The 25,507-nt window shown below is 68.5% G+C and carries 23 protein-coding genes and 1 pseudogene; 8 read left to right on the forward strand and 16 right to left on the reverse strand.

The features are described 5' to 3' along the window. Positions 1-81 precede the first annotated feature (81 nt). From H5J26_RS02305 to H5J26_RS02320, 4 genes are all read right to left on the reverse strand, one after another. Positions 82-1,419, reverse strand: a complete 1,338-nt coding sequence (locus H5J26_RS02305; RefSeq protein WP_181763948.1) for an enolase C-terminal domain-like protein — start codon at positions 1,417-1,419, stop codon at positions 82-84. Between the two features lie 121 nt (positions 1,420-1,540). After that, positions 1,541-2,878, reverse strand: a complete 1,338-nt coding sequence (locus H5J26_RS02310) for a gluconate:H+ symporter (RefSeq protein WP_181763949.1) — start codon at positions 2,876-2,878, stop codon at positions 1,541-1,543. A gap of 606 nt (positions 2,879-3,484) precedes the next feature. Beyond that, positions 3,485-4,258: a sulfite exporter TauE/SafE family protein gene (locus tag H5J26_RS02315; protein ID WP_181763950.1), complete on the reverse strand. Its 774-nt coding sequence runs from the start codon at positions 4,256-4,258 to the stop codon at positions 3,485-3,487. 136 nt (positions 4,259-4,394) lie between these two features. After that, positions 4,395-5,270: a LysR substrate-binding domain-containing protein gene (locus H5J26_RS02320; protein WP_181763951.1), complete on the reverse strand. Its 876-nt coding sequence runs from the start codon at positions 5,268-5,270 to the stop codon at positions 4,395-4,397. A gap of 272 nt (positions 5,271-5,542) precedes the next feature. Between H5J26_RS02320 and H5J26_RS02325 the strand changes: the two genes are divergently transcribed. Beyond that, positions 5,543-6,712, forward strand: a complete 1,170-nt coding sequence (locus tag H5J26_RS02325; protein WP_181763952.1) for an L-talarate/galactarate dehydratase — start codon at positions 5,543-5,545, stop codon at positions 6,710-6,712. Positions 6,713-6,912: 200 nt separating this feature from the next. Continuing rightward, positions 6,913-7,809: an SAM-dependent methyltransferase gene (locus H5J26_RS02330; protein WP_181763953.1), complete on the forward strand. Its 897-nt coding sequence runs from the start codon at positions 6,913-6,915 to the stop codon at positions 7,807-7,809. A 137-nt stretch (positions 7,810-7,946) separates the two neighbouring features. Here H5J26_RS02330 and H5J26_RS02335 read toward each other — a convergent pair whose 3' ends face one another. From H5J26_RS02335 to H5J26_RS02355, 6 genes and pseudogenes are all read right to left on the reverse strand, one after another. Continuing rightward, entirely contained in the window at positions 7,947-8,765 is an 819-nt protein-coding gene (locus H5J26_RS02335) for an endonuclease/exonuclease/phosphatase family protein (RefSeq protein WP_181763954.1), read from the reverse strand. Positions 8,766-8,792: 27 nt separating this feature from the next. Then, positions 8,793-8,945: pseudogene (locus tag H5J26_RS31200) on the reverse strand (AraC family transcriptional regulator); the annotation flags it as partial. Positions 8,946-9,018: 73 nt separating this feature from the next. Beyond that, a complete protein-coding gene (locus tag H5J26_RS02340) occupies positions 9,019-9,459 on the reverse strand; it encodes a hypothetical protein (RefSeq protein ID WP_181763955.1) in 441 nt (146 codons plus the stop codon). Positions 9,460-9,486: 27 nt separating this feature from the next. After that, the gene (locus H5J26_RS02345) at positions 9,487-9,855 is read right to left on the reverse strand and encodes a DUF4279 domain-containing protein (RefSeq protein WP_181763956.1); all 369 of its coding nucleotides are present in this window, start codon (positions 9,853-9,855) and stop codon (positions 9,487-9,489) included. A gap of 100 nt (positions 9,856-9,955) precedes the next feature. Continuing rightward, complete coding sequence (locus tag H5J26_RS02350; protein WP_181763957.1) at positions 9,956-11,059, reverse strand: putative adhesin; 1,104 nt, start codon at positions 11,057-11,059, stop codon at positions 9,956-9,958. Next, positions 11,059-11,484 (reverse strand): WXG100 family type VII secretion target, encoded by a 426-nt coding sequence (locus tag H5J26_RS02355; protein WP_181763958.1) that lies wholly within the window; start codon positions 11,482-11,484, stop codon positions 11,059-11,061. The genes H5J26_RS02350 and H5J26_RS02355 overlap by 1 nt, the downstream gene beginning before the upstream one ends. A gap of 442 nt (positions 11,485-11,926) precedes the next feature. Between H5J26_RS02355 and H5J26_RS02360 the strand changes: the two genes are divergently transcribed. Then, positions 11,927-12,577, forward strand: coding sequence for a DUF6338 family protein (locus tag H5J26_RS02360; RefSeq protein WP_181763959.1), 651 nt, complete (start codon positions 11,927-11,929; stop codon positions 12,575-12,577). A 384-nt stretch (positions 12,578-12,961) separates the two neighbouring features. Here the strand turns inward: H5J26_RS02360 and H5J26_RS02365 are convergent, their stop codons facing one another. Beyond that, a complete protein-coding gene (locus tag H5J26_RS02365; protein ID WP_181763960.1) occupies positions 12,962-13,582 on the reverse strand; it encodes an L-threonylcarbamoyladenylate synthase in 621 nt (206 codons plus the stop codon). A gap of 203 nt (positions 13,583-13,785) precedes the next feature. Here H5J26_RS02365 and H5J26_RS02370 point away from each other — a divergent pair, with 203 nt between their 5' ends. The 5 genes from H5J26_RS02370 to H5J26_RS02390 all read left to right on the forward strand — a co-directional run bounded on the left by H5J26_RS02370 (position 13,786) and on the right by H5J26_RS02390 (position 20,361). Then, positions 13,786-14,148: an SseB family protein gene (locus H5J26_RS02370; protein WP_181763961.1), complete on the forward strand. Its 363-nt coding sequence runs from the start codon at positions 13,786-13,788 to the stop codon at positions 14,146-14,148. Further along, entirely contained in the window at positions 14,145-14,636 is a 492-nt protein-coding gene (locus tag H5J26_RS02375; protein WP_181763962.1) for a hypothetical protein, read from the forward strand. The genes H5J26_RS02370 and H5J26_RS02375 overlap by 4 nt, the downstream gene beginning before the upstream one ends. Continuing rightward, complete coding sequence (locus H5J26_RS02380) at positions 14,633-19,063, forward strand: putative T7SS-secreted protein (protein ID WP_181763963.1); 4,431 nt, start codon at positions 14,633-14,635, stop codon at positions 19,061-19,063. The genes H5J26_RS02375 and H5J26_RS02380 overlap by 4 nt, the downstream gene beginning before the upstream one ends. A gap of 22 nt (positions 19,064-19,085) precedes the next feature. Further along, positions 19,086-19,310 carry a hypothetical protein gene (locus H5J26_RS02385; protein WP_181763964.1) on the forward strand — a complete coding sequence of 75 codons (225 nt, stop codon included), beginning with the start codon at positions 19,086-19,088 and terminating at the stop codon, positions 19,308-19,310. 475 nt (positions 19,311-19,785) lie between these two features. Next, positions 19,786-20,361: a M23 family metallopeptidase gene (locus H5J26_RS02390; protein ID WP_181763965.1), complete on the forward strand. Its 576-nt coding sequence runs from the start codon at positions 19,786-19,788 to the stop codon at positions 20,359-20,361. A 216-nt stretch (positions 20,362-20,577) separates the two neighbouring features. Here H5J26_RS02390 and H5J26_RS02395 read toward each other — a convergent pair whose 3' ends face one another. The 5 genes from H5J26_RS02395 to H5J26_RS02415 form a co-directional block, all read right to left on the reverse strand. Then, positions 20,578-23,466, reverse strand: a complete 2,889-nt coding sequence (locus tag H5J26_RS02395) for an AfsR/SARP family transcriptional regulator (RefSeq protein ID WP_181763966.1) — start codon at positions 23,464-23,466, stop codon at positions 20,578-20,580. Between the two features lie 569 nt (positions 23,467-24,035). Continuing rightward, positions 24,036-24,281, reverse strand: coding sequence for a DUF5133 domain-containing protein (locus H5J26_RS02400; RefSeq protein WP_181763967.1), 246 nt, complete (start codon positions 24,279-24,281; stop codon positions 24,036-24,038). A 114-nt stretch (positions 24,282-24,395) separates the two neighbouring features. Then, positions 24,396-24,665, reverse strand: coding sequence for a DUF4190 domain-containing protein (locus H5J26_RS02405; protein WP_181763968.1), 270 nt, complete (start codon positions 24,663-24,665; stop codon positions 24,396-24,398). Positions 24,666-24,682: 17 nt separating this feature from the next. Further along, positions 24,683-24,856, reverse strand: a complete 174-nt coding sequence (locus H5J26_RS02410; protein WP_181763969.1) for a hypothetical protein — start codon at positions 24,854-24,856, stop codon at positions 24,683-24,685. Between the two features lie 246 nt (positions 24,857-25,102). Then, positions 25,103-25,405, reverse strand: a complete 303-nt coding sequence (locus H5J26_RS02415; RefSeq protein ID WP_181763970.1) for a hypothetical protein — start codon at positions 25,403-25,405, stop codon at positions 25,103-25,105. Positions 25,406-25,507: the final 102 nt, after the last annotated feature.

Consider the following 25,507-nt stretch of genomic DNA (forward strand, 5'->3'; position numbering starts at 1 on the left):
CCACCCCCCCCCCCCCCCCCTTCCCCCCCCCCCCCCCCCCCCCCCCCCCCCCCCCCCCCCCCCGCGTCACGGCACGGTGCTCTACGGAACCGGGCGCACGAGACAGGGGCGCTTGTTGTCGAACTTCCAGCCCTCGACGAGGTATTGCATGGCGGCGGAGTCGTCCCGGTCCGACAACGCCTTCTCCTTGTAGAGCTCGTGTGCTGCGAGAAGGCGGTCCATGTCGATCCTGATCCCGAGCCCGGGGAGGTCGGGAACGGCGACCTCCCCGCCGGTGATCCGAGGCGGGTCGACCGTGAGCCGCTCGAGGCCCTCCTGCCAGATCCAGTGCGTGTCCAGGGCGTTGTACTCGCCCGGAGCCGCAGCGCCGCAGTGCGCCATCATCGCCAGGGACACGTCGAAGTGGTTGTTCGAGTGGCAACCCCACGTCAGGCCCATGGCGTTGCACAGCTGAGCCACGCGGACCGAGCCCTGCATCGTCCAGAAGTGCGGGTCCGCCAGCGGGATCGAGACCGACTGGAGCGCGAGCGCGTGAGTGAGCTGGCGCCAGTCCGTCGCGATCATGTTGGTCGCCGTGGGAAGTCCGGTCGCCCGCCGGAACTCCGCCAGGACCTCGCGGCCGGAGAAGCCTTCTTCCGCGCCGCACGGGTCCTCGGCGTAGGCGAGCGTGCCGAGCAGCGGCTTGCACAACTCGACGGCCTCGCGCAGTGACCACGCGCCGTTCGGGTCGAGCGTGATCCTCGCGTCGGGGAAGTGCTCCTTCAGCGCCCGGATCGCCTTGACCTCCTCACCGCCCTCCAGGACACCGCCCTTGAGCTTGAAGTCGCGGAAGCCGTACAGGTCATACGTCGCCTGCGCCTGCCGGACGATCGCCTCGGGCGTCAGCGCCTCCTCGTGCCGGATCCGGTACCACTCCACGTCGGAGTCGCCCTCGCGTGCGTAGGCCAGGTCGGTGCGGTCCGGGTCCCCCACGTAGAACAGGTAGCCCAGAACCCTGACCGAGTCCCTCTGCCGGCCGTCGCCCAGCAGCTCCGCGACCGGGACGTCGAGGTGCTGCCCGAGGAGGTCGAGCAACGCCGACTCGACCGCGGTGACGGCGTGGACGGTGGTGCGCAGGTCGAAGGTCTGCTCGCCCCTCCCACCGGAATCGCGGTCCGAGAACCTCGCCGCGATCTCGCGCAGGACGCGCTTGTGGTCGCCCAGCTTGGCGCCGACGACCAGCGGTTCGGCGTCCCGCAGCGTCTGCGTGATCTTCTCGCCGCCCGGCACCTCCCCCACGCCCGTACGCCCCTCGGAGTCCTCGATGAGAACGACGTTGCGGGTGAAGTAGGGGCCGTGCGCACCGGAGAGGTTGAGAGTCATGCAGTCCCGGCCGGCGACCGGATACACGGAGAACCTGGTGACGGACGGTTGACTCATGGCTGGGTTCCTCCGGCGGGGAATCGGGGTTCGGGTTCGGGAATCGCGAGTGCCCGGGCGGTGATTCGGGCTGCCGTCCGCACGGGGCCCGGTGCGGAATCCGGCAACGGCCGCCGGAGCGTCACACGTTGAGGGCGTCGAGGCATCGTTCGACGACCAGCACGCCGCCCAGGCCGAGGATCGCCAGCACCGTCGTATAGGTCGTACGGGCCTTGATCGCCTCGATGACGGACAAGTTGAAGTACTCCTTGAACATCCAGAAGCCCGGGTCGTTGACGTGCGAGAAGGCGATCGATCCGCAGGAGACGGCGAGCACCATGATCTCGGGGTGGACTCCGCTGCCCGACAGGAGCGGCAGCACCACGCCCGAGGCGGTGACGACGGCGACCGTAGCGGACCCGAGGGCCACCCGGAGGATGACCGCGATGAGCCACGCGAGGATGATCGGCGAGATGGACCAGCCGTGCGTGACGTCCTTGATGTAGTCCGAGATCCCGCCTTCGACGAGGACCTGCTTGAAGGCGCCGCCGGCACCGATCACCAGCAGGATCATCGCCATCGCCTGGGCAGCCGAGCTGCACGAGGCGCTGACCTCGGACAGGCTGCGGCCGATCCGCGGGCCGAAGGCCCAGATCGCCAGCAGCAGGGTCAGCAGGAGCGCGATCGGCGCGGAACCGATGAAGGCGATGAAGTGCAGGACGGGACCGTCCCCGGAGGCGGCCATGTCGGTCACCGCGGCTCCGGCGATCAGCACGACCGGGAAGAGGGCCACGGACAGCGACCAGCCAAGGCCGGGCATCTCCTCGTCGGTGAAGACGCGTTCGCTGGCCAGGCCCTTGGGTATGGAGGGGTTCATCGCCCGGACGAACGGGAGTCGCGGCCAGACCAGCGCGATGAGCGCACCGAGCGGGACGGCGATGAAGAGCCCGTAGAACAGGGTCAGTCCCACCGACGCGTGGAAGGTCGCGGCCACCGCGGTCGGGCCGGGGTGGGGCGGCAGGAAGCTGTGCATCGTCGACAGGGCTATCGACATCGGGAGCCCCACCCACAGCAGGTTCTTCTGCGTGACGCGGACGATGGTGAACGCCACCGGCACGATGATGACGAACGCGACCTCGTAGAACATCGTGACGCCGATGAGCATGGCCGTGACCACCATGGCCACCTGGACGTAGCGAGGCCCGAAGGCTCCGAGAAGCTTGTCGGCCACGCGCTGTGCGGCTCCGGAGTCCCCCATGACGCGGCCCACCATGGCACCGAGGCCGATGATGAGCATCGTGTCGCCGATCTGGTCCCCGATGCCTCCCGCGAGCACCTCCGCGATCTTCTCCATCGGTATCCCCTGGACCAGGGCGACTCCGACGGCGACCAGGAGCAGGGCTGAGAAGCCGTTGAGCTTCACCTTGGTCATGAGGAAGAGCAGGATCAGGACGCTGACCCCGACAGCGACAAGAGGCATGTGTCAGGACTCCTTGGGCGTGACGTGTGCTTGTGGATCTCGCGGATGACGAGCCGTTCGTCCCGCGGGTGAAGTTCTTCCTGGCGTCGGGCCGTCTCGCCGTCTCGCCGTCTGGCCGTCTGGCCGTCTGGCCGTCTGGCCGTCGGAACCGAGCGGGCTCGACGCCACGGATCAAGAGGCACTTTCGGCGCGCCTGGAGACGCAACGCGGCTGGGGCCGGCCGTCATGGCCCCCGTTCGTTCAGGGTTGTGAAACCTCCCGTTCCGCGTCGAGGAGACGCACGGCGTACGGGCCGACGCCCGGTCGGGCGGTGAGGCCTCGTGCGGTGCACTTCCGGCTGGAGACCGCCTCCCTTGCGGGAGTTCGCCGCGATGAAGGCCTCCACGCGGCTCCGCCTCGGGGTGGGTGTTCCCATGCGGAGACGCTGTCTACGTATGAGAATGCAGGCTAAGGTTGTGACCCGGCGCGGTCAATGGGGAACGGCCGCCGGTTCCACGGTCCGCCCACCGCCGAGGCCGCGGAGGCGCCGAGCCCGGACGCGCAACGGCTCCAACTCGCCGTCGGCACACGGAGAGCACCGCCGCCCCGGCCACCCGCCGACCAGGCTCAAGAGGCGGAGATCCCGCTCCACAGGGAGATCGCAAGACCCAGACCGGCGACCGCGATGGCGATGCGCAGCGGAGTCTCGGGAATGTGCCGCACGACCACGGGCCCCACGCGGCTGCCGATGAGACAGCCGAGACCCAGCGCCAGCGCGGGACCCCAGGCGACAGGTGCCAGGAAGGCGTAGGCGACGGCCGCGGTGACGTTGGCGGCCCCGGTGGCCATGTTCTTCACCGCGTTGGTCACCGGCAGCGGCTCGCTCGCCGACAGCGACAGCACCGCCAGCATCAGCACGCCCGCGGCGGCCCCGAAGTACCCCCCGTACAAGCCGACCAGGAGCACCGCACCGGCCTGCGCCGGCAGTGCACGCGACCTGCCTTCCTCGCCGCGCGACAGCCTCGCGCTCAGCCGCCGGAGCGGTTCACGGACGAGTATCAGCACGGAGCCGAGCGCGATCAGCCACGGCACGATGTATTCGAATGCCGAGGACGGCGTGCCGAGCAGCAGCGCGGCACCTACGGATCCGCCCACGGCCGCGATGCCCGCCAGCCGCAGCAGGCGGCTGCGCTGACCGCGCAGTTCCTGCCGCGATCCGGCGGCCGTGCCGACGGTGTTGGTGAACAGCGCCACCGTGTTGGTGACATTGGCACTCACGGGCGGCAGGCCGACGGCGAGCAGCGCCGGGTAGCTGAAGAGCGAAGCAAGACCGGCGACCGATCCGACGAGACCGGAAGCGATGCCCGCCCCGGTGAGCAGGACTGCAGAGCCGGCCTCCACCGGGCCTCCCTCCGGTCGACGTACGCCGCTGGCATCGCCCCGTCCAGGCGCGACGGTTCAGCGGGGCCGTCTCATACTGCAGTCTTCACGTCTCACATCCAAGACAGTGTCTACATAGGGAGACGGATGCGCTTCCTCACAGGTGGCCGAGCAGCGCGTGCAGAGCAGGGTTGTCGTTGTTCTTCCGCCAGGCCAGCGTGAGTTCGACCGGCTCGGCATCGACCGGGTGCACCTCCTTGAAGACGACCCCGGCGTAGCGCAGCCGCGCTGCGGCCTCAGGCACGAGCGCCACTCCCCAACCTCCGTCGACCAGCGCCAGGATGCTGTGCACCTGGCTGAGGTACTGGCTGTGGACGGGCACGACACCGGCGGAGCGGAAGATGCCGATCAGCAGCTCGTGGAAGTAGCGCGCTTCGAGAGGCGAGTACATCAGCACGTCCTGGCCGTCGAAATCCGCGATGCCCAAGGGCTGGTCACCGGCCGCGAGCGGGTGCCCGGCCGGAAGCGCCGCCAGCAGACGCTCCCGCACGGCCACGCGGGAGCGAAGGTCCGGATCGGTGACCGGCGGGCGCACCAGGCCCAGATCCAGGCCGTGTTCGGCCAGCGCCTCGAACTGGTCGCGGGTGATCATCTCCCGCAGGACGATCTCGACGCCGGGCATTGCCGTTCTCGCCGTCTCCAGCAGAGTGTCGAGCATGGAGTACGCGCTGGCAGCCGTGAAGCCGATGGCGATGCTGCCCGCCTCTCCGGCGGAGACCTGCCGGACGGCGAGCGTGGCGTGCTGCGCCTGCCGGAGGATGCGGCGCGCCTCGTTGAGAAACGCACGCCCGGCCGGGGTCAGCCGCACCGAACGGTTCGTACGGTCCAGCAGCCGCACCCCCAAGTCCTTCTCCAGCAACTGGATCTGCCGGCTGAGGGGCGGCTGAGTCATCTGCATCCGCTCGGCGGCCCTGCCGAAGTGCAGCTCCTCGGCGACGGCCACGAAGTTGGACAGCTGCGTCAGCGTGAACAAACGATGCTCTCCTGGTATCGATGGATCCAGAAATCGTGTTGGACGTGGATCGATCGACGATCCTATTCTCCGAATGGTCCGCAGTGCCCTGCCGGACGCTTCTCGGCAGTCCGGCGACCCTCGGCGCATCGACTGGATCTCCACGGTCCCCACGGAAGGATCGACCTGGTCGCTGCACCGGCCGGCCTCACCGGCTCAGCACCCCGGGCAGGACGTGGAATCGGAATCGGCCCGGCACCCATCCACCTCGACCCCAGGGACGCAGCGAAGCCGTGAACACGACCCCACTCCACGCCACTCACGCCGGTGACACGAGCCGCGACGCGATCTGCTGGGTCAGGCTCTCCTCCGTCTCCTTGCCGCTGGACACTCCCGTCAGCGACGCGAAGGTGCTCACCGGGCGGCAGCGGCCGATGACCGAGGTCGCCCTGCTGTTCGCGGAGATCGCCACCGCCGACGGCCACGAAGGCATCGGTTTCAGCTACTCCAAGAGGGCCGGCGGTCCAGGTCAGTTCGCACACGCGCAGGAGGTCGCGCCGGACCTCATCGGTGAGGACGCCAACGACATCGGGCGGCTCTGGACGAAGCTGGTGTGGTCAGGGGCGTCCGTGGGCCGCAGCGGACTCGCGACGCAGGCGCTCGCCGCCTTCGACGTCGCCCTGTGGGACCTGAAGGCGAAGCGCGCTGGCCTGCCGCTGGCCAAGCTCCTCGGCGCCCACCGCGACTCCGTACGCTGCTACAACACCTCCGGCGGCTTCCTGCACACCCCGCTCGACGAGTTGCTGGAGAACGCCTCCGCCTCACTGGCCGACGGCATCGGCGGCATCAAGGTCAAGGTGGGCCACCCCGACCGCAGGGAAGACCTGCGCCGGCTGACCGCCCTGCGCGAGCGCCTGGGCGACGACGTGCCGCTCATGGCCGACGCCAACCAGCAGTGGGACCGGCCGACCGCCCGGCGCATGGGCCGCGCCATGGGGGAGTTCGGGCTGGTCTGGCTGGAGGAGCCCCTCGACGCCTACGACGCGCAGGGTCACGCCGCCCTCGCAGCCTCGTTGGACACCCCGATCGCCACCGGAGAGATGCTCGCTTCCGTCGCGGAGCACTGGGAGTTGATCCGGGCAGGGGCGGCGGACGTCATCCAGCCCGACGCCCCGCGGATCGGCGGCATCACCCAGTTCCTCAAGCTCGCCGCCCTCGCGGAGCACCAACAGTTGCAGCTCGCACCGCACTTCGCCATGGAGATCCACCTCCACCTGGCCGCGGCCTACCCGTTCGAACCGTGGGTCGAGCACTTCGACTGGCTGGAGCCGCTGTTCGAGGAACGCCTCGAGATCGGCGACGGGCGCATGCACCTGCCGACCCGGCCCGGCCTCGGCGTCTCCCTCAGCGAGCAGGCCCGCGCGTGGACGCGGCAGCAGTGCGAGATCGGCGAGCGGCCCTGAGCCGCTGAACCCCCGGGCCCTCAACAGGGGCGGGCAGGACGGGATTCGACGGGCAGGGCCGAAAACCTAATAGTTGCCTGTGGATACCATCTACTAGGGTGCCGTCCCGGTGGCTCCCGCGAGATCACAGGGGACCTTTCCGGTCGCCTGCCCGCGGGACGCACCTGACCAGCACGCCCTGTGAAGCACGGAGGTGTCCGTTGAGCGCGGACCAGCAGTGGGACATCGTCACCGGAGTCGGACTCACCGCCCTCGCGGTGGCCGCCGGCAGAGCAGCAGAGTCGGCACGGCCGGACGCGCTGATGAACGACCCCTACGCGGCGCCACTCGTCGCCGCGGCGCAGCCCTCCGCGCCGCTCCCCTTCACCTCCGGCAGCCCGGGCACGGTGGGAACGGACGGCCTCCGGGGCGTGGACGAGGAGATGTGGAACGGCACCTCCGACTACGTCGGTCTGCGCTCGCGGGTCTTCGACGACTACTTCCAGCGCGCGTCCGGGGACGGCATCACGCAGGTCGTGATCCTCGCATCGGGCCTCGACACCCGCCCGTTCCGGCTGGCCTGGCCGTCCGGCACGGTCTGCTTCGAGCTGGACCAGCCGGCCGTACTGGACTTCAAGTCGGCCACCCTGGAGAAGGAGGGCGCGACTCCCGGCTGCGATCACCGTCCGGTGCCGATCGATCTCCGCAACGACTGGGGCGCCGCCCTGGAGGCCGCCGGGTACGACACGTCCCGGCCGACCGCGTGGCTCGCCGAGGGACTGCTTCCGTATCTGCCGCCCGAGGCCGAGACGCACCTCTTCAAGGAGGTCACCCGCCTCTCGGCCTCCGGAAGCCGGTTCGCCGTCGAGCGCATCGACAACGTCGCCCATTTGGTGGACGATCCGGCCATGCAGGAGCGCGCCGAGGAGTTCGGCCTCGACTTCCCCTCGCTCTTCCCTCGGGGAGAACGCGAGCCTGTGGAGCGTCAACTGACCGGCCTGGGCTGGCAGCTCCACCACCGCTCCATCCCTGAGAGCGCCACGGCCTTCGACCGCCCCGAGCCCGAACTCCCGATGCTCACGCAGCACGTCACCCACACCTTCGGGCAACTCGCCTGAGGACGGCGGGAGTTCGGCTCCGCTGACGCCGCCTGCCCCTCCCCCATGCCGCAGGACGACGGGGAAGGGGCCAGGCGGGTCCGGGCTGCAGCCTCAGGGGCAGCCGCCGGTCACGAGAGCTCCGGCCAGGGATCCGATCAGGGGTTTCCGATCCGGAGAGTGGCCTGGACGGGGAAGTGGTCGCTCGGGTACTGGCCGTCGAGCGTGAAGGTGTTGATCCTCGCCGAGGCCGCACGGACACCGGGCGAGGTGAGGATCCAGTCGATGCGCGTACCGGGCTGCATGGGCCCCTTGTAGTCGTGCCACGTGCGGTACTCCTCGCCGCGCGCCTCCGGCGGTGCCTCCGTCCAGGAATCGACCAACTCGCCTTCCGTCAGCAGCGTTTCGTAGACACTGCCCTTCTTCGCGACGGCCGGGACGTTGAAGTCGCCCATGAGGACGCACGGCAGGCTCGCGTCGAAGGGCGGCAGCGGCTCCTCGGGGCGGTGCATCTGCTGGACGAGCAGCCGGGCGCCGGCGAGGCGGGCTTCTTCGCTGACGTTGTCCAGATGGGTGTTGAGCGCGTAGAACTCCCCACCGGTGGCCAGGTCCTGGAAGCGCACCCAGGTGACCAGCCGCGGGGATCCGGCGCCGGGCCACTTCTCCCCGACGAGGTGCGGGTCGTGCGAGATCCAGAAATGCTCGTGCTCCAGGGGGGCCAGTCGGCCGGTGTCGTAGAAGACGGCCATGAACTCGCCACGGCTGCCGCCCTCACGGCCCGTCCCGATCCAGTCGTACCGCTTCCCGGGCTGCTGGACGTCCTCATTGATCTCCCGCAACTGCCGGTACAACCCCTCCTGAGTGCCGATGAGTTCGGGCGCCTCCTGCCGGAGAAGGGCCGCCACGGCCGGGCGTCTCCGGCCCCACGAGCGCGGGGACGCGCTGTCGTAGTCGGCATACCGGAGGTTGAACGTCATGACGCGAAGGTCCATGGGACATCCGTATCACCGGCTCGCGGGGGCGTGCGCGACGTCAGGGGCGGTTCTTCGGCCGTGGACCGGCCCGTTGACGGAGCTCCGGTGTGTCCCGGGGGTGTACCCGAAGGTGCGCCGGAAGACGTCGATGAACGAACTGGCCGAAGACCAGCCGGCGCGAGGCGGAACGGGATGTGGGGGCCTAAGCGGAAGGGGCGACCGTCCAAAGGTCTGCCGCGGAAGCGGGATTGTGCTCTTACAGACCGTCCAGCCACGCGAGAGGATCCTCGTCCATGTGATGCTCCTGGTCCGCAAGTGCGGTGAACGTGACCGGAAGCGCCAACTCCTTGAGGCGTTCCAACGAAGCCGGAGAGACAGTGAGCTGATCGCCGGTCCCCACCGTGCCCGAAATGTCGATATGCACGACGTGCCCCGACTCGATCAGGTCCGCGAGCTGCCTCTTCCGTGAGGCCAGTACGCGTGCCAGCGCTCGTACTTGCTCATCAATCGTCGGGGAATGGCTCTCGTCGAGGACAAGCGCCCGCCAGCCGTTGCCACTGAGCACGCTTGCGTTCGAGGGGACGTCTCCGGGAACCTCCGATGAGAGTAGATGGGAGACGGCCTCATCCGGTTCGCCCCGAAGCGTGACCACCAGAGCCGTCACTGGGGACTCCCAGTGCCCTCGGCCCTTGGTCATCAGGAGGCTCCATGGATGATGAACGCTTCAGCGCTGGTTCAGGTTCGGCGTGATGCGGAACGGGAGGCCGAGACCGGCCAGGCGGCCCAGCTCCTCGGGCGACAACGGGAGTTTCGACTCGTTCCCCGAGAATCCGTAGACGGCGAGGCGCACGTCGTGACCCGCAGCCTGCAAGCTACTCAGCTGACCGGCTCTCTGCTCCGCGAAATCCAGCGCGCCACTCAACTGGCGATGGAATTCCGCTGAGAATCCCATCCCGAAATCCAGCCCCCAGAAGCCTGCTCCATCGGGAATCTGCGAATCTTCGCCCGGGGCGGCAGAGCGGGTGGGGTCACTCCCCAGACGCTCCGTCACGGAACCGGGGTCCAGATTCATGCCCTCTACGACGAGGGTCACTTCCGTGAGGGTCCAGACTCGGGGTTCATCCTGCGCAGCGATGATGTCACCCTCCAAGACAGCCCGACCCGTCGGATGACACAGCCGTGCCTTCAGCCCGTCAACGGCAGGCAGCCCAGTGTACGTTACCCATACCAGGCCGTAGCAGGTCGGAGACAGTCGCAGGAGCAGCAACGGTCGTGGAATTTTCGTACACGCAGAACTGCTTCGATGCTGACTGCGGCGGCGCAAGGGTGTAATTGGGCACTTCGTCACCCGGCCCGAAGCTCTCCACGGCGGGGCCGGGATAGACGCCCCTTTCGACCGAGAGCCCATGCAACCCGGGAAGCTTCTCCCCCTCCATCACGTAGAAGTCGAGCGTCGTTCCGGGCGGCACCGTGGCCGTCCCGGCACCTTCTCTCAGATAACCGTGCCCCGCGAAGACCGTCTCTCCATCGGGCCTTCCGCCTTCCAGTACCCGGTTGGCGAATGAACGCCCGTCGCCCGACGGCCAGTTCCCTTCCGGGAGGTACCGAGGACCGGTCTGCTTGAGCGCTTCCTTGATCTCCGCCTCGGAGGGACGCGCCGTTTCCGCCCCACGCTCAGACGTTCCCGCCTGATGCCGCAGCTGCGGGCGCATAGCCTCCGCGACCGCCGTTTCCGCAGTGATCGATTCGACGCCGGCGAACGCCACGTCGCTGAAGACGGTGGCGTCGATACGCGCCGCCCCCATGGAGACTGCTTGGCGCATCCGCGCGGCGAACTCGACCAGGGTTCTCGCGGCTGCCCCCGCGTGCCCCGACGCACGTTCGGAGGTGAGCGTTCCCGAAGAGATGCCCTCGACGATCGTCGGGGCGTGGATCTCGAGTTCGGTGGTGATCTTGTTCTTGGCTTCTCCTACGTCGCAGGCGAACTCCGCAAGCGCCTTGGCCATGCTGAGAGCTGCTCGCTCAAGGTCGTCGAGCCACCCAGCGCTGGCCGTGCCGGAGAGATCAGCTCGGTGATAGCGCCCCCAGAAGTTCTCGAACGCTTCGATCGCGATGCCGTTGTTGTGGTGAATGACGGATCCCGCTTTGGGATTCGTCGCCTGACGGGCGTCGCCCACGACATCGGCGAAGTTCCGCCACGCATCAGCGGCCTCGCGGAGCTGTCCCACCTCGGCGTCCGGCCACCACATGCCGAACGCATCGATCATGAACCTTTTCGCTTGCTCGAAGGGATCCATCAGCTCTGGTGCAGCCCCGCTCCACCGGTCGCCCGCTGCACTGCCGCAGGACCGATGCGCTCACCGCCGGCCCCGAGCGCGGCGGAGAGCGAACCCGGCACGGGGTCCTCGTCCGCGAAGACCCCCTTGATGTTCTCCTCGTTGTCGATGTGGCCGTCCGCCATGTCGCTCATCGCGTGATGGACACTCGCAAGCCCCGTGGCGAGGATCTCGACGGCACTCTCGAGCGTGCGGCGCCGCGGGCCGTACAGGTCACCGAACTCCGTCCCCGGCGCATCACTGCCCCACGGCAGACCGAGGGTCTCCAGACGATTCGTCAGTCGGCCGACCGCTTCGGCCAGAGCCTCGCTCTGCTTGCCGAAGACCGGAGCTGCCTCCTTCAGGTCGGCCGTCGAGATGTTCAGCACTTCGTTCGGCTGCCCCATGCCGTCCCCTCCCCCGTGCGCACTGATTCACGAAGGGGTCACTGTGACACAGGGTGGTGACAACGCGCGCATCGGGTCGAGCAAGTCGACCCCCAACAGCCCTAGCTACATGGGCACTTGGCATATGCGACTCCCAGTACCGCAGGGCGACCGCCCCGACGTCCGGCGTATTTCGGTGACAGAAAGTTACCATCCGGTACTACTCACCGAGGCTGAGGTCCGCCGGACCGGCCTCGCTCTCGAACCATGGGCCGCGGCGTTCAATTGAGACGGCCGCCGTCGAGACCATCGGGAGCCCGGAATCGTTCGCGAGCCTCACACTCACCGCCAGCGCGGGAACTCACGTCGGCAGAGGACCCCCAACTAACGGGCGTGTGGCACCAGTTGCCATCCGTCGTGCAAGGATCCGGGCGAACTCCCCGATCGGAAGGAAGAAGCGGAAGTGTCTGTACCCGCAACGATCACGCAAGTCGTGATCGTTCTCCTGCTGGTCCTACCCGGCGTCATGTACCAGTTCGTGCGTGAACGGGCGCGAGGTGTCACACCGGGACACCGGGACTTGGGAGAGCGAATACTCAGAGCGGTGGCGGCGGGCATCGTCCTGGACACTCTCTACGTCGCCGCAGGCGGTTCGTGGCTAGTGTCATTCGTCTATGACCGCCGACGTGGTTGGCTGACCGGGATGGCTGACGAGCCTCGCTTGGCGGCTCTGGGGGCACTCCTCTTGTTGGTCGCATTCCCGGCAGGAGTCGCGTTGTTGATCTCCCGGCTGAGCTTGCGCGGGAGTGGAGCCGTACGAACCCAGACGCCGACGGCCTGGGATCACGCCTTTCGCCGCCGAGGCCATTGTTTTGTCCGGATCCGCCTCAAGAGCGGCCGGTGGCTTGCTGGTTGGTACGGCGAGAAGGCATACGCGTCGAGCTACCCGGAACCCGCCGACCTGTATCTCCAGTCGGCATGGGCCGTGTCACGCTCGGGTTGGCTCGAACGTCCCCTCGAACGGTCGGGAGGGATCTACATTCGGATGGACGAGGTCGAGTGCCTCGACTTCATTGATGTGCCTCCCGCGTCTGGAAGCGGTACCGATGGATGATCCAGGGTTGCTGACCGATCCTCACGAGGAGAGGGGCTACAGGCCATGCGGCGAAGTGCCCGAGCCCACAGAGGCGCCCCCAACGCCGCCGCCGATCAGTGAACCGTCTGAGCAGACAGCCGACAACGAGGACTGAGCCTTCCCAGCTCCGAAGACCGCCCCTCAGGCGGAGGTCACGAGCATCCACATTCGGGGAAGAGCGCGAGCGAGCAAACGACGCGCCGGTCGAGGCCAGCGGCCTGCCGGCGCGCCGCTCTGTGCAGGTGCCGGTGCGGGACACGCGCCTTACGGTCCCGGACGACCGACGCGCCGGCCTAAGGGACCTACGCGTTCGCGGCGTGGAGCGTGCGCCCGTGACCGGCACTTGGTCGTCCGTCGTGGCGGTTACTCGAACCGCTCGGTGTCGCCCGCCCCACGCCGTACGATCTCGGCGCCGCCGCCGGAGAAGTCGATGACCGTGGTGGGCTCCGTGCCGCAGTCGCCCGAGTCGATCACCGCGTCCACCACGTGATCGAGCCGCTCCTTGATCTCCCAGCCCTGCGTCAACGGCTCCTCCTCGTCGGGCAGGAGCAGGGTGCTGGAGAGCACCGGCTCACCGAGCTCGGCGAGCAGGGCCTGAGTGACGACGTGGTCCGGGATGCGCACCCCGACGGTCTTCTTCTTCGGGTGCAGCAGCTGCCGGGGCACCTCCTTGGTCGCGGGGAGGATGAAGGTGTAACTCCCCGGCGTCGCCGCCTTGATCGCGCGGAACACGTCGTTGTCGACCTGTACGAACTGGCCGAGCTGCGCGAAGTTCTCGCACACAAGAGTGAAGTGGTGACGGTCGTCCAGGTTCCTGATCGACCTGATCCTGCTGATGCCGTCGCGGCTGCCGAGCTGGCATCCCAGCGCGAAGCATGAGTCCGTCGGATACGCGACGAGCGCGCCGGAGCGAATGCTGTCGGCCACAGTGCTGATGGTGCGGCGTTGCGGGTTCTCGGGGTGCACGTCGTAGTACTTCGCCATCACTCGACCCTATGTGACCACGCAAGCAGGGCACAGATGACGAGGCTCCCGCCGCCGCGGAGCCGGTCGGCCAACGCGAACAACGAGTCGTGATGCCGCGCTTGATCATGAGCCCGATACCCGTTCGAACACGTGAGGGGGTACGTGGAATCATGGTGCGCACGGTTCCGGGGGGAACCGGTGCGGTGTGACTGGGGGGTTCGATGACACTGCAGGATCTGGTGCGCCGTGAGATGACCGCACGGATGTCACCGGAGGAGCGGCTGATCGCGGCACGGTCGGCGCGCCTGTACTTCCAACGGCCCGAAGCGCCGGGCTTCTTCGTGTCCGAGACCGAAGCCGGTCCTGTGGTGCCGGTGTTCACGTCGTGGGAGCGGCTGGCGTTGTTCGCCGGCGCATGCGCGTGGGCGTCGACGACGGTCGCGGACCTTGTGGAGCTGCTTCCCGAGGGCGTGCGCCCGCTTGTTGATCCGCTGGGGCCGCGGCCGTCGCTGCTGGACGTGGAAGCACTGCGAGTTGTCGAAGTGGCCGACGAGAGGTCGGCAAACGGGGGGATCGAGAAGTGACCAGTCACGACGCGATGTACGGCCGCCAGAGCGGAGACCCTTCCGGCTCCGGGAGCACACAGCCTGGAGGCGGCTACAGGATCGAGATCGCTTCGGTCCGGAGGATGCTGGATCCGCTGGAGGAGTCGGTCGTCGCCGCACGAAAGATCAAGGGCGACTGGAAGTCGCTGTCCGAACTGATCCAGAACTCGGCCACGTTCGAGATCGAGGACTCGGCCAAGAAGGTGCTCTCCTCGTGGGGCTTCGCCATGGGACGCGTCGCTGAGCACACGGACGCGATCGTGGAACGGCTGAACCAGACCATCGCCGCCTACATCCTGGCCGACATGCTCGGCGTGCAGCACTTCACGCCGACCGAGGACAACATAGCCAAGCTGCCGATCGGCGACGCCGGGAAGTGGGCCTGGGAACACGGCGCCAGGCCCAACTTCGATCCACCACGCAAGATCATGCAGGAGCCCTGGCCCGAGACGGGGCCGGTCGCATGACCTCCCGTGACGCCATGGAAGGCGGCACTCAGGAGCGCATACCGCCGCACAGCGAACCCGGTGACGTCATCTTCGGCAATCCCGGAGACGTCGACGACCTGGTCCGCAAACTCCGCGCCTACTCCGGGGCGTTCAAGGACGGACGCGATCAGCTGGACGTCCTCGAGATGAAGGACTGGTCCGGTGAAGGAGCCGGTGCCTTCGAGCGTGCGACGGAGAAGCTTCCGAAGGAACTGGCCTCCGCGCACAAGTACTTCTCGGCTGCGGCGAACGCACTGGACGCCTATGCCGACAAGTTGCGCTCGGTGCAGAAGCGGTGCAGACCCCTCATCGAGGATGCGGACGAAGCCCGAGCGGCCTCCAAGCGGCACTGGAAGAAGGTCACGGCCTACAACGACGCCGTGGACCGCAAGGATGACGTGCTGCCCGAGCGGCCACCCGAGGACGATCCGGGCATCGCCGCGATGAACGCCTGCCATGCCCGCCTGGACAAGCTTGAAGCGGAGCTGCAGGGCGTCGTCGACGCCGCCAAGGGCAAGCTCGACAAGGCGGCGGAGAAGGCTCCGGACAAGCCCGAGGGGTGGGATGCCGTAAAGCAGAAGGGCTCCGACTTCGTCGACGGTTTCAAGGACGGCGTCAGCGGCATCCTGGAGGGCTTCGAGCCGCTGGCCGACGCCGATTTCAAGGGCGTCGGCATGCAGCTGGCAGGGGTGGTGGACGGTGCCGCATACGCGGCCGAGCACCCCAAGGAGTTCGCCAAAGCCGCCGTCAACTGGGACGAGTGGAGCCGTAATCCGTCCCGGGCCGCCGGGCAGCTCACGCCCGATGTGCTGCTGGCCCTGGCCTCGGGTGGCACCGGCGCGTTGCGTCGTGGAGGCGCGATCGCCAAGGAGGCGGCTCAACGCCTCAAGAGCCGCGAGAAAGGGCTGGGCCGGGACGGCAGCGCCCGGGACCGGGCCGACGACGACCCGGAGAAGCACGACAAGTGCGATGGGGAGAAGTGCAAGGCCGGAGAGCCGATCGATGTGGCCACCGGCGAGATGGTCATGTCAGCCACGGACGTCTCCCTGCCCGGCGTCATGCCTCTGACGCTGACACGCAACTACGTGTCGGGGCATCCGTGCGGCGGCTGGTTCGGACGCACCTGGGCAGCCACGCTCGATCAGCGCCTCGAACTGGACGACAGCGGCATCGTCTACATCTCGGACGACGGCATGCTCCTGACCTACCCCGTGCCCGAGCCCGACGTGCCGACCATGCCCACCAGCGGCCCGAGTTGGCCTCTGTGCTGGGACGGCAAGCCCGACGGCACCATGACCCTCACCGTTCCGGAGGAAGGCCGCACCCTCACCTTCGCGCCACTGCCGGCGGGCGGTCCCGAACTGGCGCTGCGGGAGATCACCGACCGCAACGGACAGAGCATCACCATCGGCTACGAAGCCGGCGGAGCGCCGCAGGAGATCGTCCACTCCGGCGGTTACCGCATCGGCATCGACACCGATCCGGCGCTGCTGCGCATCACTGCTCTGCGGCTGCTGAACACCGGCGCCGGCAAAGGCAGTCGGGAGGGCACGACCCTGGTGTCCTTCGGCTACAACGCGGCAGGTGACCTCACGGAGGTCATCAACTCCACGGGTGAGCCGCTGCGTTACGCCTACGACGACGAGCACCGCATCACGTCCTGGACCGACCGCAACGGCACCACCTTCGCCTACGTCTACGACCACCGGGGACGCGTCCTGCGCACGGTCGGCCCGGACGGCATGATGTCCGGCCGCTTCCACTACGACACGGCGGCTCGTACCACCACCTACACCGACTCCTTCGGCAACCGCACCTCGTACGTCTACAACGAGGCGTACAAGGTGATCTCGGAGACCGATCCGCTCGGCCACACCACCCGCACGGAATGGGACGAGACCAACCGCCTCCGTACGGCGGTCACCGACCCCGCGGGCCGCACCACCAGGTACACCTACGACGAGGGGCGCCTGACCGCCGTCGAACTGCCCGACGGCTCGATGACCACGGCCGACTACAACGACCTCGGACTCCCGGAGGAGATACGCGAGGCGAACGGTGCGACCTGGCACCACACCTACACCCACGAGGGCAACCGCACCTCCACCACCGACCCCAGGGGCGCCGAAACCCGCTACGACTATGACGACTTGGGCCATCTGACGTCCGTCACCGATGCCCTCGGCCACACCACGACGCTCACCACCGATGCGGCGGGTCTCCCCCTCACCGTCACCGATCCGCTCGGCCACACGACCCGAGTGAGCAGAGGCCCGCACGGCCGCATCACCGCCCTGACAGACCCACTCGGCCACACCACGCGGCAGGGCTGGACCATCGAGGGCAAGCCCGCGTGGCGCGAACTCCCTGACGGCGCCCGCGAGACATGGCAGTGGGACGGCGAAGGCAACCTCGTCACGCACACCGACAGGGCCGGCAACACCACCGAATACACGCACACCCACTTCGACCTGCCGGCCAGCCGCACCGACCCCGACGGCGCCCGCTACGCGTTCGCCTACGACACCGAACTCCGTCTCGCCGAGGTCACCAACCCGCAGGGACGGCAGTGGCGTTACGACTACGACGCCACGGGTCGCCTCGTATCCGAAACAGACTTCAACGGCGCGACGCGGACCTATGAAGTGAGCGCGACCGGCCAACTCCTCGCCCAGACCAACGCGATGGGCGAGACCCTGCGCTTCGCTCACGACCCCTTGGGCCGACCCGTCGAGCAACACGACGAAGCAACCGGCGAGGTGACCACCTACGCCTACGGGCCGACAGGTGACCTACTTGGCGCTGCCAATGCAGACGCCGAGATCACCCTGGAACGCGACCTGCTCGGCCGCATCCTGAGCGAAACGGTCAACGGCGCGACCACGTCGTACGCCTACGACGCGATCGGTCGGCGAACATGCCGCACCACACCGTCGGGCCTCACCTCGACCTGGACCTACGACGAGGCGGGCCGCCCGGCCTCGCTCGGCACCGACCACGGCACACTGACCTTCGCCTACGACGCGGGCGGTCGCGAGACCCAACGCCACATCGACGGGGTCGTCCACGAGGCCGACAAGTCCACGGGCGTCACCCTCGCCCAGGACTGGGACGCCACCGGCCGCCTCACCACCCAGACGCTCCACTCCCCGGCCGAGGAACTCCTTCAGCACCGCAGCTACCGCTACCGCCCGGACGGCTACGTCACCGAGATCCGCGAACTCACCTCCGGCACACGCCACTTCGAACTCGACCCCGTCGGCCGGGTCACCGGGGTACAGGCACACGGCTGGACTGAGACCTACGCATACGACACGGTCGGCAACCAGACTCAAGCCGCAGCACCCGACCACCCCTCACCCGGCGAACGCGCCCACGACGGCACGCTCCTGCTCAGCGCGGGACGCACCACCTACACCCACGACGCCGCAGGCCGCATGACGCGCAAGACGCGAAAGCTGCTCAACGGCCAGACACGCAGCTGGGCTTACACGTGGAACGCACAGGACCGACTCACCACGGCGACCACTCCAGACGGCGAACTCTGGACCTACACCTACGACCCGCTCGGTCGCCGCATCTCCAAGACGGGCTCCAACGGCAGCGCCCTCACCTTCATCTGGGACGGCACACGGCTGGCTGAACAAGCCACTCCCGACGGCGCGACCCTCACCTGGGACTACGCCCCCGGAACCCACCGCCCCCTGACCCAGACGAACCACACCTCCACGAAGGCCCAGTCCGGAACGTCTCTGCTCGCCGGGCTGGAGGACCCGGCCTCGGTCCGCTTCCACGCGATCCTGACCGACCTGACCGGCACCCCCACCGAGCTGGTCACCGCGGACGGCCGCATCACCTGGCAACACCGCACCACCCTCTGGGGCACACAACTCCCAGCCCCCGCAGGCGAGATGTACTGTCCTCTCCGCTTTCCGGGGCAGTACCACGACCCTGAGACGGGCCTCCACTACAACTACTTCCGCTACTACGACCCCGAGACCGCCCGCTACATCACCCCGGACCCCCTCGGCCTCACCCCGGCCCCGAACCACCACACGTACGTCCACAACCCGCAGACATGGGCTGACCCACTCGGGTTGATGGGGTGTGAGCCACCAGCGATCGACGAGACGCGGACCGGCAAGGGGAGCATCGTCAGCAAGCACCCGATGACCTCCGACGAGGCGTTGGCGGCTGGTAAGGACTTCTTGGGTGATGGGTACAAGGAGCTAGGGACGAACCGGGGCGTCTTCCGAAGCGCAGACGGATTGCGGCAGTTTCGAATGGACCAGGACTCCCTGGACGGGAACCATTGGCCCCATGTTCCGCACGTCCACTTTGAGATATTCGAGAATGCAGGTGATAAGAAGGCGCGAGTCAACAATCACGTTCCATTGGAGGACTGATGACACGGAAGCGGGAGTCCTGATGATCAAAATCGGCGTCGTAGGAAGAATTGAATCCGGAGATGATCAGGGCAAGTTCGTGAAGGTTCAGGAACTGGCAGACGAGCCACCGAGTTACCTGGTTCTCACCGCAGCGGATGACGCCTTCATGACTGAGGGCGGCGACGAATGGGTAGAGGATTTTGAGTCGCTGCGACAATTCTTTGAAGAGGCACGTTGGGTGGTCAGCTGGGAGAACGTAGGATAGTTGCTCATCGCCTTGACATTGCCCGAGAACGAATTCGCAATCCCGAGTTAGTTGCTAGGCATGATCTGGCTGGCGACAACAGGGCCACCCGGGACGAATTCAACGTCTTGCTTCTTGCTGGGACCCGGACAAGTCTGCGTCACGCAGCCTCCGGGAGGCCGAGAGGTACGTCAGGCAACTTGTTCTGTGTTCGAGGGAGCGATCAGCCTCTTCCCTGGACGTTGCTTCCTCCTTCCGTCGAAGGCGGAGGCGAGCATGAAGCGAGACGCAAGCAGGACCGCCCGCCGAAAGGGCCCGCTGCCCAGTGAGTGGTCACCAACTCGCCCCCGCCGCCCGTCCCCTCGGCCCGCATGTGCTCACAAGCCGGCCAGGGGGCGCCCACACGGTCGCCCCCCGGTCCGCCCCACCGGAATGTATCCGCTTTGTATGCCCGCCCCCTTGAATCGCTCGGTCACCCGACGACGAGGGGAGCAACATGCACAAGCACGTTCGCCGTTCGCTGATCACCATGAGCGTTGTCGTGGCCGCCGCGGTCACCACGCCGATCGCCGTCGCGACGCCCGACGCGTCTTCGGACGCCACGGCGAGCGCACGGCCGGCCTTCAGAATGCCGTTCGAGTGCGGCCAGAGATGGCTCGGCAGCAACTGGCAGGGACACAGCCCGGGCCACTCGATCGACTGGAACCACTACGACGCCAACGGCAACCGGGACGACCTCGGCCGCCGCGTCTTCGCCAGCGCCGGGGGCAAGGTACTGGCCTCGTACTACTCGACGGACACCGGCTACGGCAACACCATCGTGATCGGGCACGGAGACGGCTGGCAGACCCGATACGCGCATCTGAAGGCCCGTGACGTGAAGAAGGGTGCCACCGTCAAGGTCGGTCAGAGGATCGGGCAGGTCGGCAAGTCGTCGGCCAAGTACGACATCACCGCGCACCTGCACTACGAGCAGATGCACGACGGGGACACCGTCGTCTCGGTCGTCCAGGGCGTCATGTGGGGCGACTATCTCAAGCGCAACCAGACCAGCAAGAACCGGTGCAGCTGACGGTCCAACGGCGCGAGTGCCGTGTCTGCCGCCACCATCGATCGGGGGCGTGGCGTCAACTCCTCACGGCTACAAGCACGTTGGACGGCGCTGCCAGCGCGGCGAAGCGGGTACGGACGGCCGAACCCCGGCGTCGCCCCCGCTTCGCCGCGCTCCGTAGCATCCCGGGCCCCGGACCACCGCGTCACCGCGTCACCGCGTCACCGCGTCACCGCGTCACCGCAACGACCGCAGCTTCGCGTCCACGAGCTCGGCCTGATCGGGTGCGTCGAGGCGGCGCCACGTCGACAGCGACCGGTGGAAGTAGCGCCGGGCCGTCTGCTCCCGGCCGGTCGCGTGGTGCAACTCCCCCAGCAGGCACGCCACTCGGGCCTCCGCGCGGCGGTCCCCCAGCTGCTGCTGCACGGCGAGCGCTCCGGTCAGCAAGGCTGAGGCCTCCCTCGCATTGCCCTGGCGCAGACACAGTTCTCCGATGCTCTGCTGCACATAGGCAGCGCAGTGCGTGTCGGAGAGGTCGTCGAAGATGCCGAGCGCCCGCTCCAACTCGGCCTGCGCCACGTGCGGTTCGCCGCGCAGCTCGTGCAGTTCGGCGATCCGGCGGCGCACCTGTGCCTCGCGGTGCCTGTCTCCGACGGCACGCGACAACTCCAGCGCCCCGTCGAGCCATCCGGACGCGGCCTGCGGATCCTTGCGCTCCAACCAGACCGACGCGATCGCGTTGTGGGCGACCGCTTCGCCGTGCGGGTCGCCTGCCTTGCCGAAGGCGTGCAGCGCGTGGACGAACGCGTCCAGCGCGGAGTCCAGATCCTCGACCACCCGGTACACGGACCCGATGCCCGCCGATGCGACTGCCTCACCCGGCAGATGGCCGATGTCGGCGAAGATCTCGCGGGACCGTTCGAACGACGCGAGGGCGTCGGCGTAGCGGTCCTGGTAGAGGTGGAGTTGACCGAGGTTGCGCAGCAGGGCCGCCGCCCGCGCGTCGGACGCGTCCGGCATCGCGTCGAGCACGAGCTGATGCGTCCTGAGCCAGTCGCCGTAGTAGCCGCGCATGTCGAAGAAGCTCGCCAGCTCGACGGCGAGATCGGCGGCACGGGAGGTCTGGCCGAGCCGCACCGCGGCATCCACCGCGCCGACGAGGATGCGCCGTTCGCTCTCGAACCACTCCACGGGCCGTGCCCGTACGGTCTCCGCCAGCGCGGACTCGGGGCCGGTCAGCGGTGTGGGATCGCCGAGCACGCCGAGGAAGCGGTTGGGCATCGCCGAGTTCGCGGTGCGGGCGAGCCCGATCAGGGCGTCGGTGACGAGCAGTTGCTGCCGCACCCGCTCTGTCCGGCCGTCCGCCTCGGCCAACTCCCTTGCGTAGCAGCGCAGCAGGTCGTGCATGCGGTAGCGCTGGAGTCCGACGCGGTCCGTTCCCACGACCTCGACCAGGTGCTCGTCGAGAAGTGTCTCCAGCGCACCGGACGCCTCGTCGGCGTGACCGATCACCACCGCGGCGGTCCAGCCCGCCACTGCGACGTCCGCCAGCTGACCGAAGGCGCGGAAGACACTCTTGGCGGATTCGGGCAGATGCCGGTAGCTCAGCTCCGCGCCCGCCCGTACCTCCATCTCGCCTGTACGGAGCTGGTCCAGCCGTCCGCGCTCGTCGTGCAGGAAGTCGGCCAGCGCGCCGACGGTCCACCCTGGACGGTTCGCCAGCCGGGCGCCCGCGATCCGTACGGCCAGCGGCAGCGACCCGCAGCCGGCGACCACCCGGTCGACCTCGGCTTCCACCAGGCGCAGCCGGTCCGGTCCGACGATGGCGCCGAAGAGCGCGCGGGCGTCCTCGCGTTTCATCACGCCGAGCGGGGACTGGTACGCGGGCAGCCCGGGCATGCGGCGCCGCGAGCTGACGAGCACCGCCGAACCGCCCGTGCCCGGGAGCAGGGGACGCACCTGCGCGCTGCCGGAGGCGTCGTCGAGGACGATGAGGAACCGCCGTTGAGCCAGGCGGGAGCGGAACAGGGCTGCACGTTCGCTCAGTTCACCGGGGATGGTGCTGTCGATGACTCCGAGACCGCGCAGCATCTCGGCCAGTACGTCGGCGGGTTCGCGCGGCTGATCGCTGGTCCCGCCGAGATCGACGTAGAGCTGGCCGTCCGGGAAGGCGTCACTCACGCGATGCGCCACATGCACCGCGAGCGTGGACTTCCCGCATCCGGGCGGGCCCGACACGGTCGCGACGACCGGCTGCCGCCCGGCCGCCGCCAACAGCCGTTCCAGTACGGCGATCTCCTCGGCGCGCCCGGTGAAGTCCGGTACGTCCATGGGCAGTTGGCACACCGGTGCGGGGGTGGCCGAACGGCGCCTGCCGGCGTAGCCGTTGATCTCCTCCCCCATGGTGCGCAGGGGCTCGCTCGGCTCGATGCCGAGCTCGGCGGCGATGATGCGCTCCGCCTCGGCGTACGCCGCACGGGCCTCGGTCGTGCGGCCTGAGTTGTGCAGCGCCTGTACGACCATCCGCCACAGGTCCTCGCGCAGCGGGTTCTCGGTCAGCCGGGACCGTAAGTCGGCGACAAGGGACGTGTAGTCCCCCAATCGCAGCCGGATCTCCAGGCATTCGTCGACCGCGACCGATCGCAGTCCCTCGATCCTGGTGACCGCCGGATCCCACACCACGCTGGACGGCACGTCCTGAAGCACGCCGCCGCGCCAGAGTCCGAGTGCCGACTCGTAACTGCGCAGCGCCGCGGCCTCGTTGCCGTGGTCGCGTTCCGCGCGGGCGCGTTCAAGTCGCTCTTCGAAGAGCAGCATGTCGACGTCTCCGGACGCGACGTCGAGGGCGTAGCCCGACGGCTCCGTCCGCAGCCCGTCGGTGTCGACCCCCGCCGTGGCCAGTGCCTGCCGCAACGCTCGTACGTACGTACGGACGTTGGCGACCGCGGACCTCGGGGCGCCGCCGGGCCAGAGGACTTCGGTCAGCAGGTCGAGCGACACGAACCCGCTCGGCTGCAACAGCAGCGTGGCCAGAACCGCTCTGGGCTTCGGCCCGCCTATCCGGACGGGGACACCGTCCACCCGCACCTGGAGTGGCCCCAGGACTCCGAACGTCGGCTCCCCCATCCGCACGCCTCCGCGGTGCTCCTCAATTGCGGCGCAGCGTACCGGTGTACGAGGGACGCCGAACAGGGTTTCGGTCGATGTCTGCCGCCGTCCCTCCGGGCCGGGACGGCCCTCGACGCAGAGGCAGGCGGCTGGAGCCGGTCCGTCGGAAGGTCACGGTTCAGCGTGGGCAGGGATTCGCGGAGCAAGTAGGTGCCCCAGGGAGCGCGCGCGTACAGGCGAGGCCGACCGGAAGAGCCGCACTTCCGTGAAGGGCAAGTCCGCCCCGGAGCGCGGCGGGAAGCGCTCCGGCCACCGCAGGGTTCCAGGGGCGGCCCGACTCGCGACCAGCTCCACAACGAGGCACGGGAGCGCGGCATCAAGGGCCGCTCCTCCATGAACAAGCAGGCGCTCGGCCGCTGACCGGCACCCACTGGAGCGGGGTTCACCTCACAGCGAGGTCTGCCACGCGCCCGCACTGACCCCGATCCACACACCGTCGAACAGCTCGCCTCTCGGCCAACGCCCGCTCACAGGAGCCGATCCGCGGCCTCGGCGGTCCGCACCGGGCCATGCCCCTCTCACGCCGCTCAGCGCGTACGCGAGCGCCGGCCTGCGAGGAGGGAGTCGTCGTGCGGGCGGGCGCCCGGCAGCCGGTGCCGTGCGGCGATCAGCGCCGCGTCGATGTCGTTGGTGCCCGTGGCGATGCACAGGCTGTAGGCCACGTCGTCCAGGCGCCGCCGGGCTTCGGGGCTGCCCTCGTCGGCGTGGAGTTCACGGAGAATCTCGTACTGCTTGAGCGTCTTGCTCAGAACGGCCGAGTGGGCCATCAGCATGGCTGGCCTCCTTCGATCGGTTCCGGGCCAGACTGCACAGACGTCGTGGCACTCCGCAAACTCGCGGCGCCCGCCCGCCCGTGCGCCGCCTGCCGGGCAGAGGAGCCGGGCCCGTCACATGCCCGGTGCGAGCACCGAGCTGTCAGTCGCGACGAGTACGGCGAAGACCACGATGTCGGCGATGCCGAGCACGAGTCCCGCCGTGGCACGGGAGCGGCGTGCGGTGCCGCGCTTGAGGGAGCGGACGGCGAGTACGACGGCGATCGGGCCGAGCACGACGTTCAGCACGAGGAGGCCGATCAGCCCCAGTACGAACGAGGTGACCGCCATGCCTTCGGTGTCGCGCGCTCCGGTCCGCCTGCGGGGACCTGCGGTGAGTTCCATCGGTTGCCTCCTTCGTCTCAGGCGGTCCGGGTACGTCCGCGCTCACGCACGGCGAACACGAGCAGATACAGCCCGATGGCTGCTGCGGCGACAAGGGCGACGGGCAGAGGGACGTGTGCCGATGCACCCAGCACCGCTTCCAGAAGCAGCGGGATCAGAAGGGGGAAGATCACGGATACCTCTCTTCTCATGGGGCTGACGGTTCGCTGACCGGCGGCGGGTGTCCCGTCCCGGCGGTTCGATTCCGTCAACGCCCATGAGGGATCAGGTAGTTGCAAGGTCTTCACGAACGTGAAGCAGCTCGGCCCATCGAGGCGGACCGCCTCGGATGTGCTCGCCGCCTCGACGAGCCCGCGAGATCCGCGAGTTCGTACCGCCGTGGCATCGAAGCCCCGCGAGGCGACGGCAGTTGCCCCGCGGCTATGGGCCCGGTGGCTTCAGGGACGCGGGTCGATGCGTCGCCACGACCGACGTCCGCTGCCTCCACGCCCGGCGACCGACTGGCAGCGCGGGCACACCCGCTTCACACCGTCCGCCTTGCCGCCCGATTCGGGCAGCGCATCCGCCCAGCTGACGTGAGGGAAGCGGCTCAGCTGCGCACGGTGAAGCGGGAGCCCGCAGACCGTCTGGTTCTGCCCGGGCAGCCAAGCGTGGACCTCTCCGGCGGGCAGCCGCACACCGTCCTCCTCGTCGGTCCACTGACTCGAAGCCGCGACCGCGAAGTTCTTCTCCCGTGCCATGTCCGTCGAGTCCCCTCCCCGTCAGGTGCCGACACCAGCCTTCTCCAGCGGCGCTTCGCCTCTCGCAGCCCCCGCTGCCGGGCCGGCCGCAACCGAATCGGC

The organism is Streptomyces albidus (ex Kaewkla and Franco 2022) (assembly GCF_013870515.1).
Classification (GTDB): Bacteria; Actinomycetota; Actinomycetes; order Streptomycetales; family Streptomycetaceae; genus Streptomyces; species Streptomyces albidus.

Bases quoted from the DNA above. Each gene is read 5' to 3' on its own strand.
- H5J26_RS02305 (WP_181763948.1), bottom strand. From the start codon at position 1,419: ATGAGTCAACCGTCCGTCACCAGGTTCTCCGTGTATCCGGTCGCCGGC.
- H5J26_RS02310 (WP_181763949.1), bottom strand. From the start codon at position 2,878: ATGCCTCTTGTCGCTGTCGGGGTCAGCGTCCTGATCCTGCTCTTCCTC.
- H5J26_RS02335 (WP_181763954.1), bottom strand. From the start codon at position 8,765: ATGACGTTCAACCTCCGGTATGCCGACTACGACAGCGCGTCCCCGCGC.
- H5J26_RS02340 (WP_181763955.1), bottom strand. From the start codon at position 9,459: ATGACCAAGGGCCGAGGGCACTGGGAGTCCCCAGTGACGGCTCTGGTG.
- H5J26_RS02350 (WP_181763957.1), bottom strand. From the start codon at position 11,059: ATGGATCCCTTCGAGCAAGCGAAAAGGTTCATGATCGATGCGTTCGGC.
- H5J26_RS02355 (WP_181763958.1), bottom strand. From the start codon at position 11,484: ATGGGGCAGCCGAACGAAGTGCTGAACATCTCGACGGCCGACCTGAAG.
- H5J26_RS02365 (WP_181763960.1), bottom strand. From the start codon at position 13,582: ATGGCGAAGTACTACGACGTGCACCCCGAGAACCCGCAACGCCGCACC.
- H5J26_RS02370 (WP_181763961.1), top strand. From the start codon at position 13,786: ATGACACTGCAGGATCTGGTGCGCCGTGAGATGACCGCACGGATGTCA.
- H5J26_RS02380 (WP_181763963.1), top strand. From the start codon at position 14,633: ATGACCTCCCGTGACGCCATGGAAGGCGGCACTCAGGAGCGCATACCG.
- H5J26_RS02385 (WP_181763964.1), top strand. From the start codon at position 19,086: ATGATCAAAATCGGCGTCGTAGGAAGAATTGAATCCGGAGATGATCAG.
- H5J26_RS02390 (WP_181763965.1), top strand. From the start codon at position 19,786: ATGCACAAGCACGTTCGCCGTTCGCTGATCACCATGAGCGTTGTCGTG.
- H5J26_RS02395 (WP_181763966.1), bottom strand. From the start codon at position 23,466: ATGGGGGAGCCGACGTTCGGAGTCCTGGGGCCACTCCAGGTGCGGGTG.
- H5J26_RS02400 (WP_181763967.1), bottom strand. From the start codon at position 24,281: ATGCTGATGGCCCACTCGGCCGTTCTGAGCAAGACGCTCAAGCAGTAC.
- H5J26_RS02405 (WP_181763968.1), bottom strand. From the start codon at position 24,665: ATGGAACTCACCGCAGGTCCCCGCAGGCGGACCGGAGCGCGCGACACC.
- H5J26_RS02410 (WP_181763969.1), bottom strand. From the start codon at position 24,856: ATGAGAAGAGAGGTATCCGTGATCTTCCCCCTTCTGATCCCGCTGCTT.
- H5J26_RS02415 (WP_181763970.1), bottom strand. From the start codon at position 25,405: ATGGCACGGGAGAAGAACTTCGCGGTCGCGGCTTCGAGTCAGTGGACC.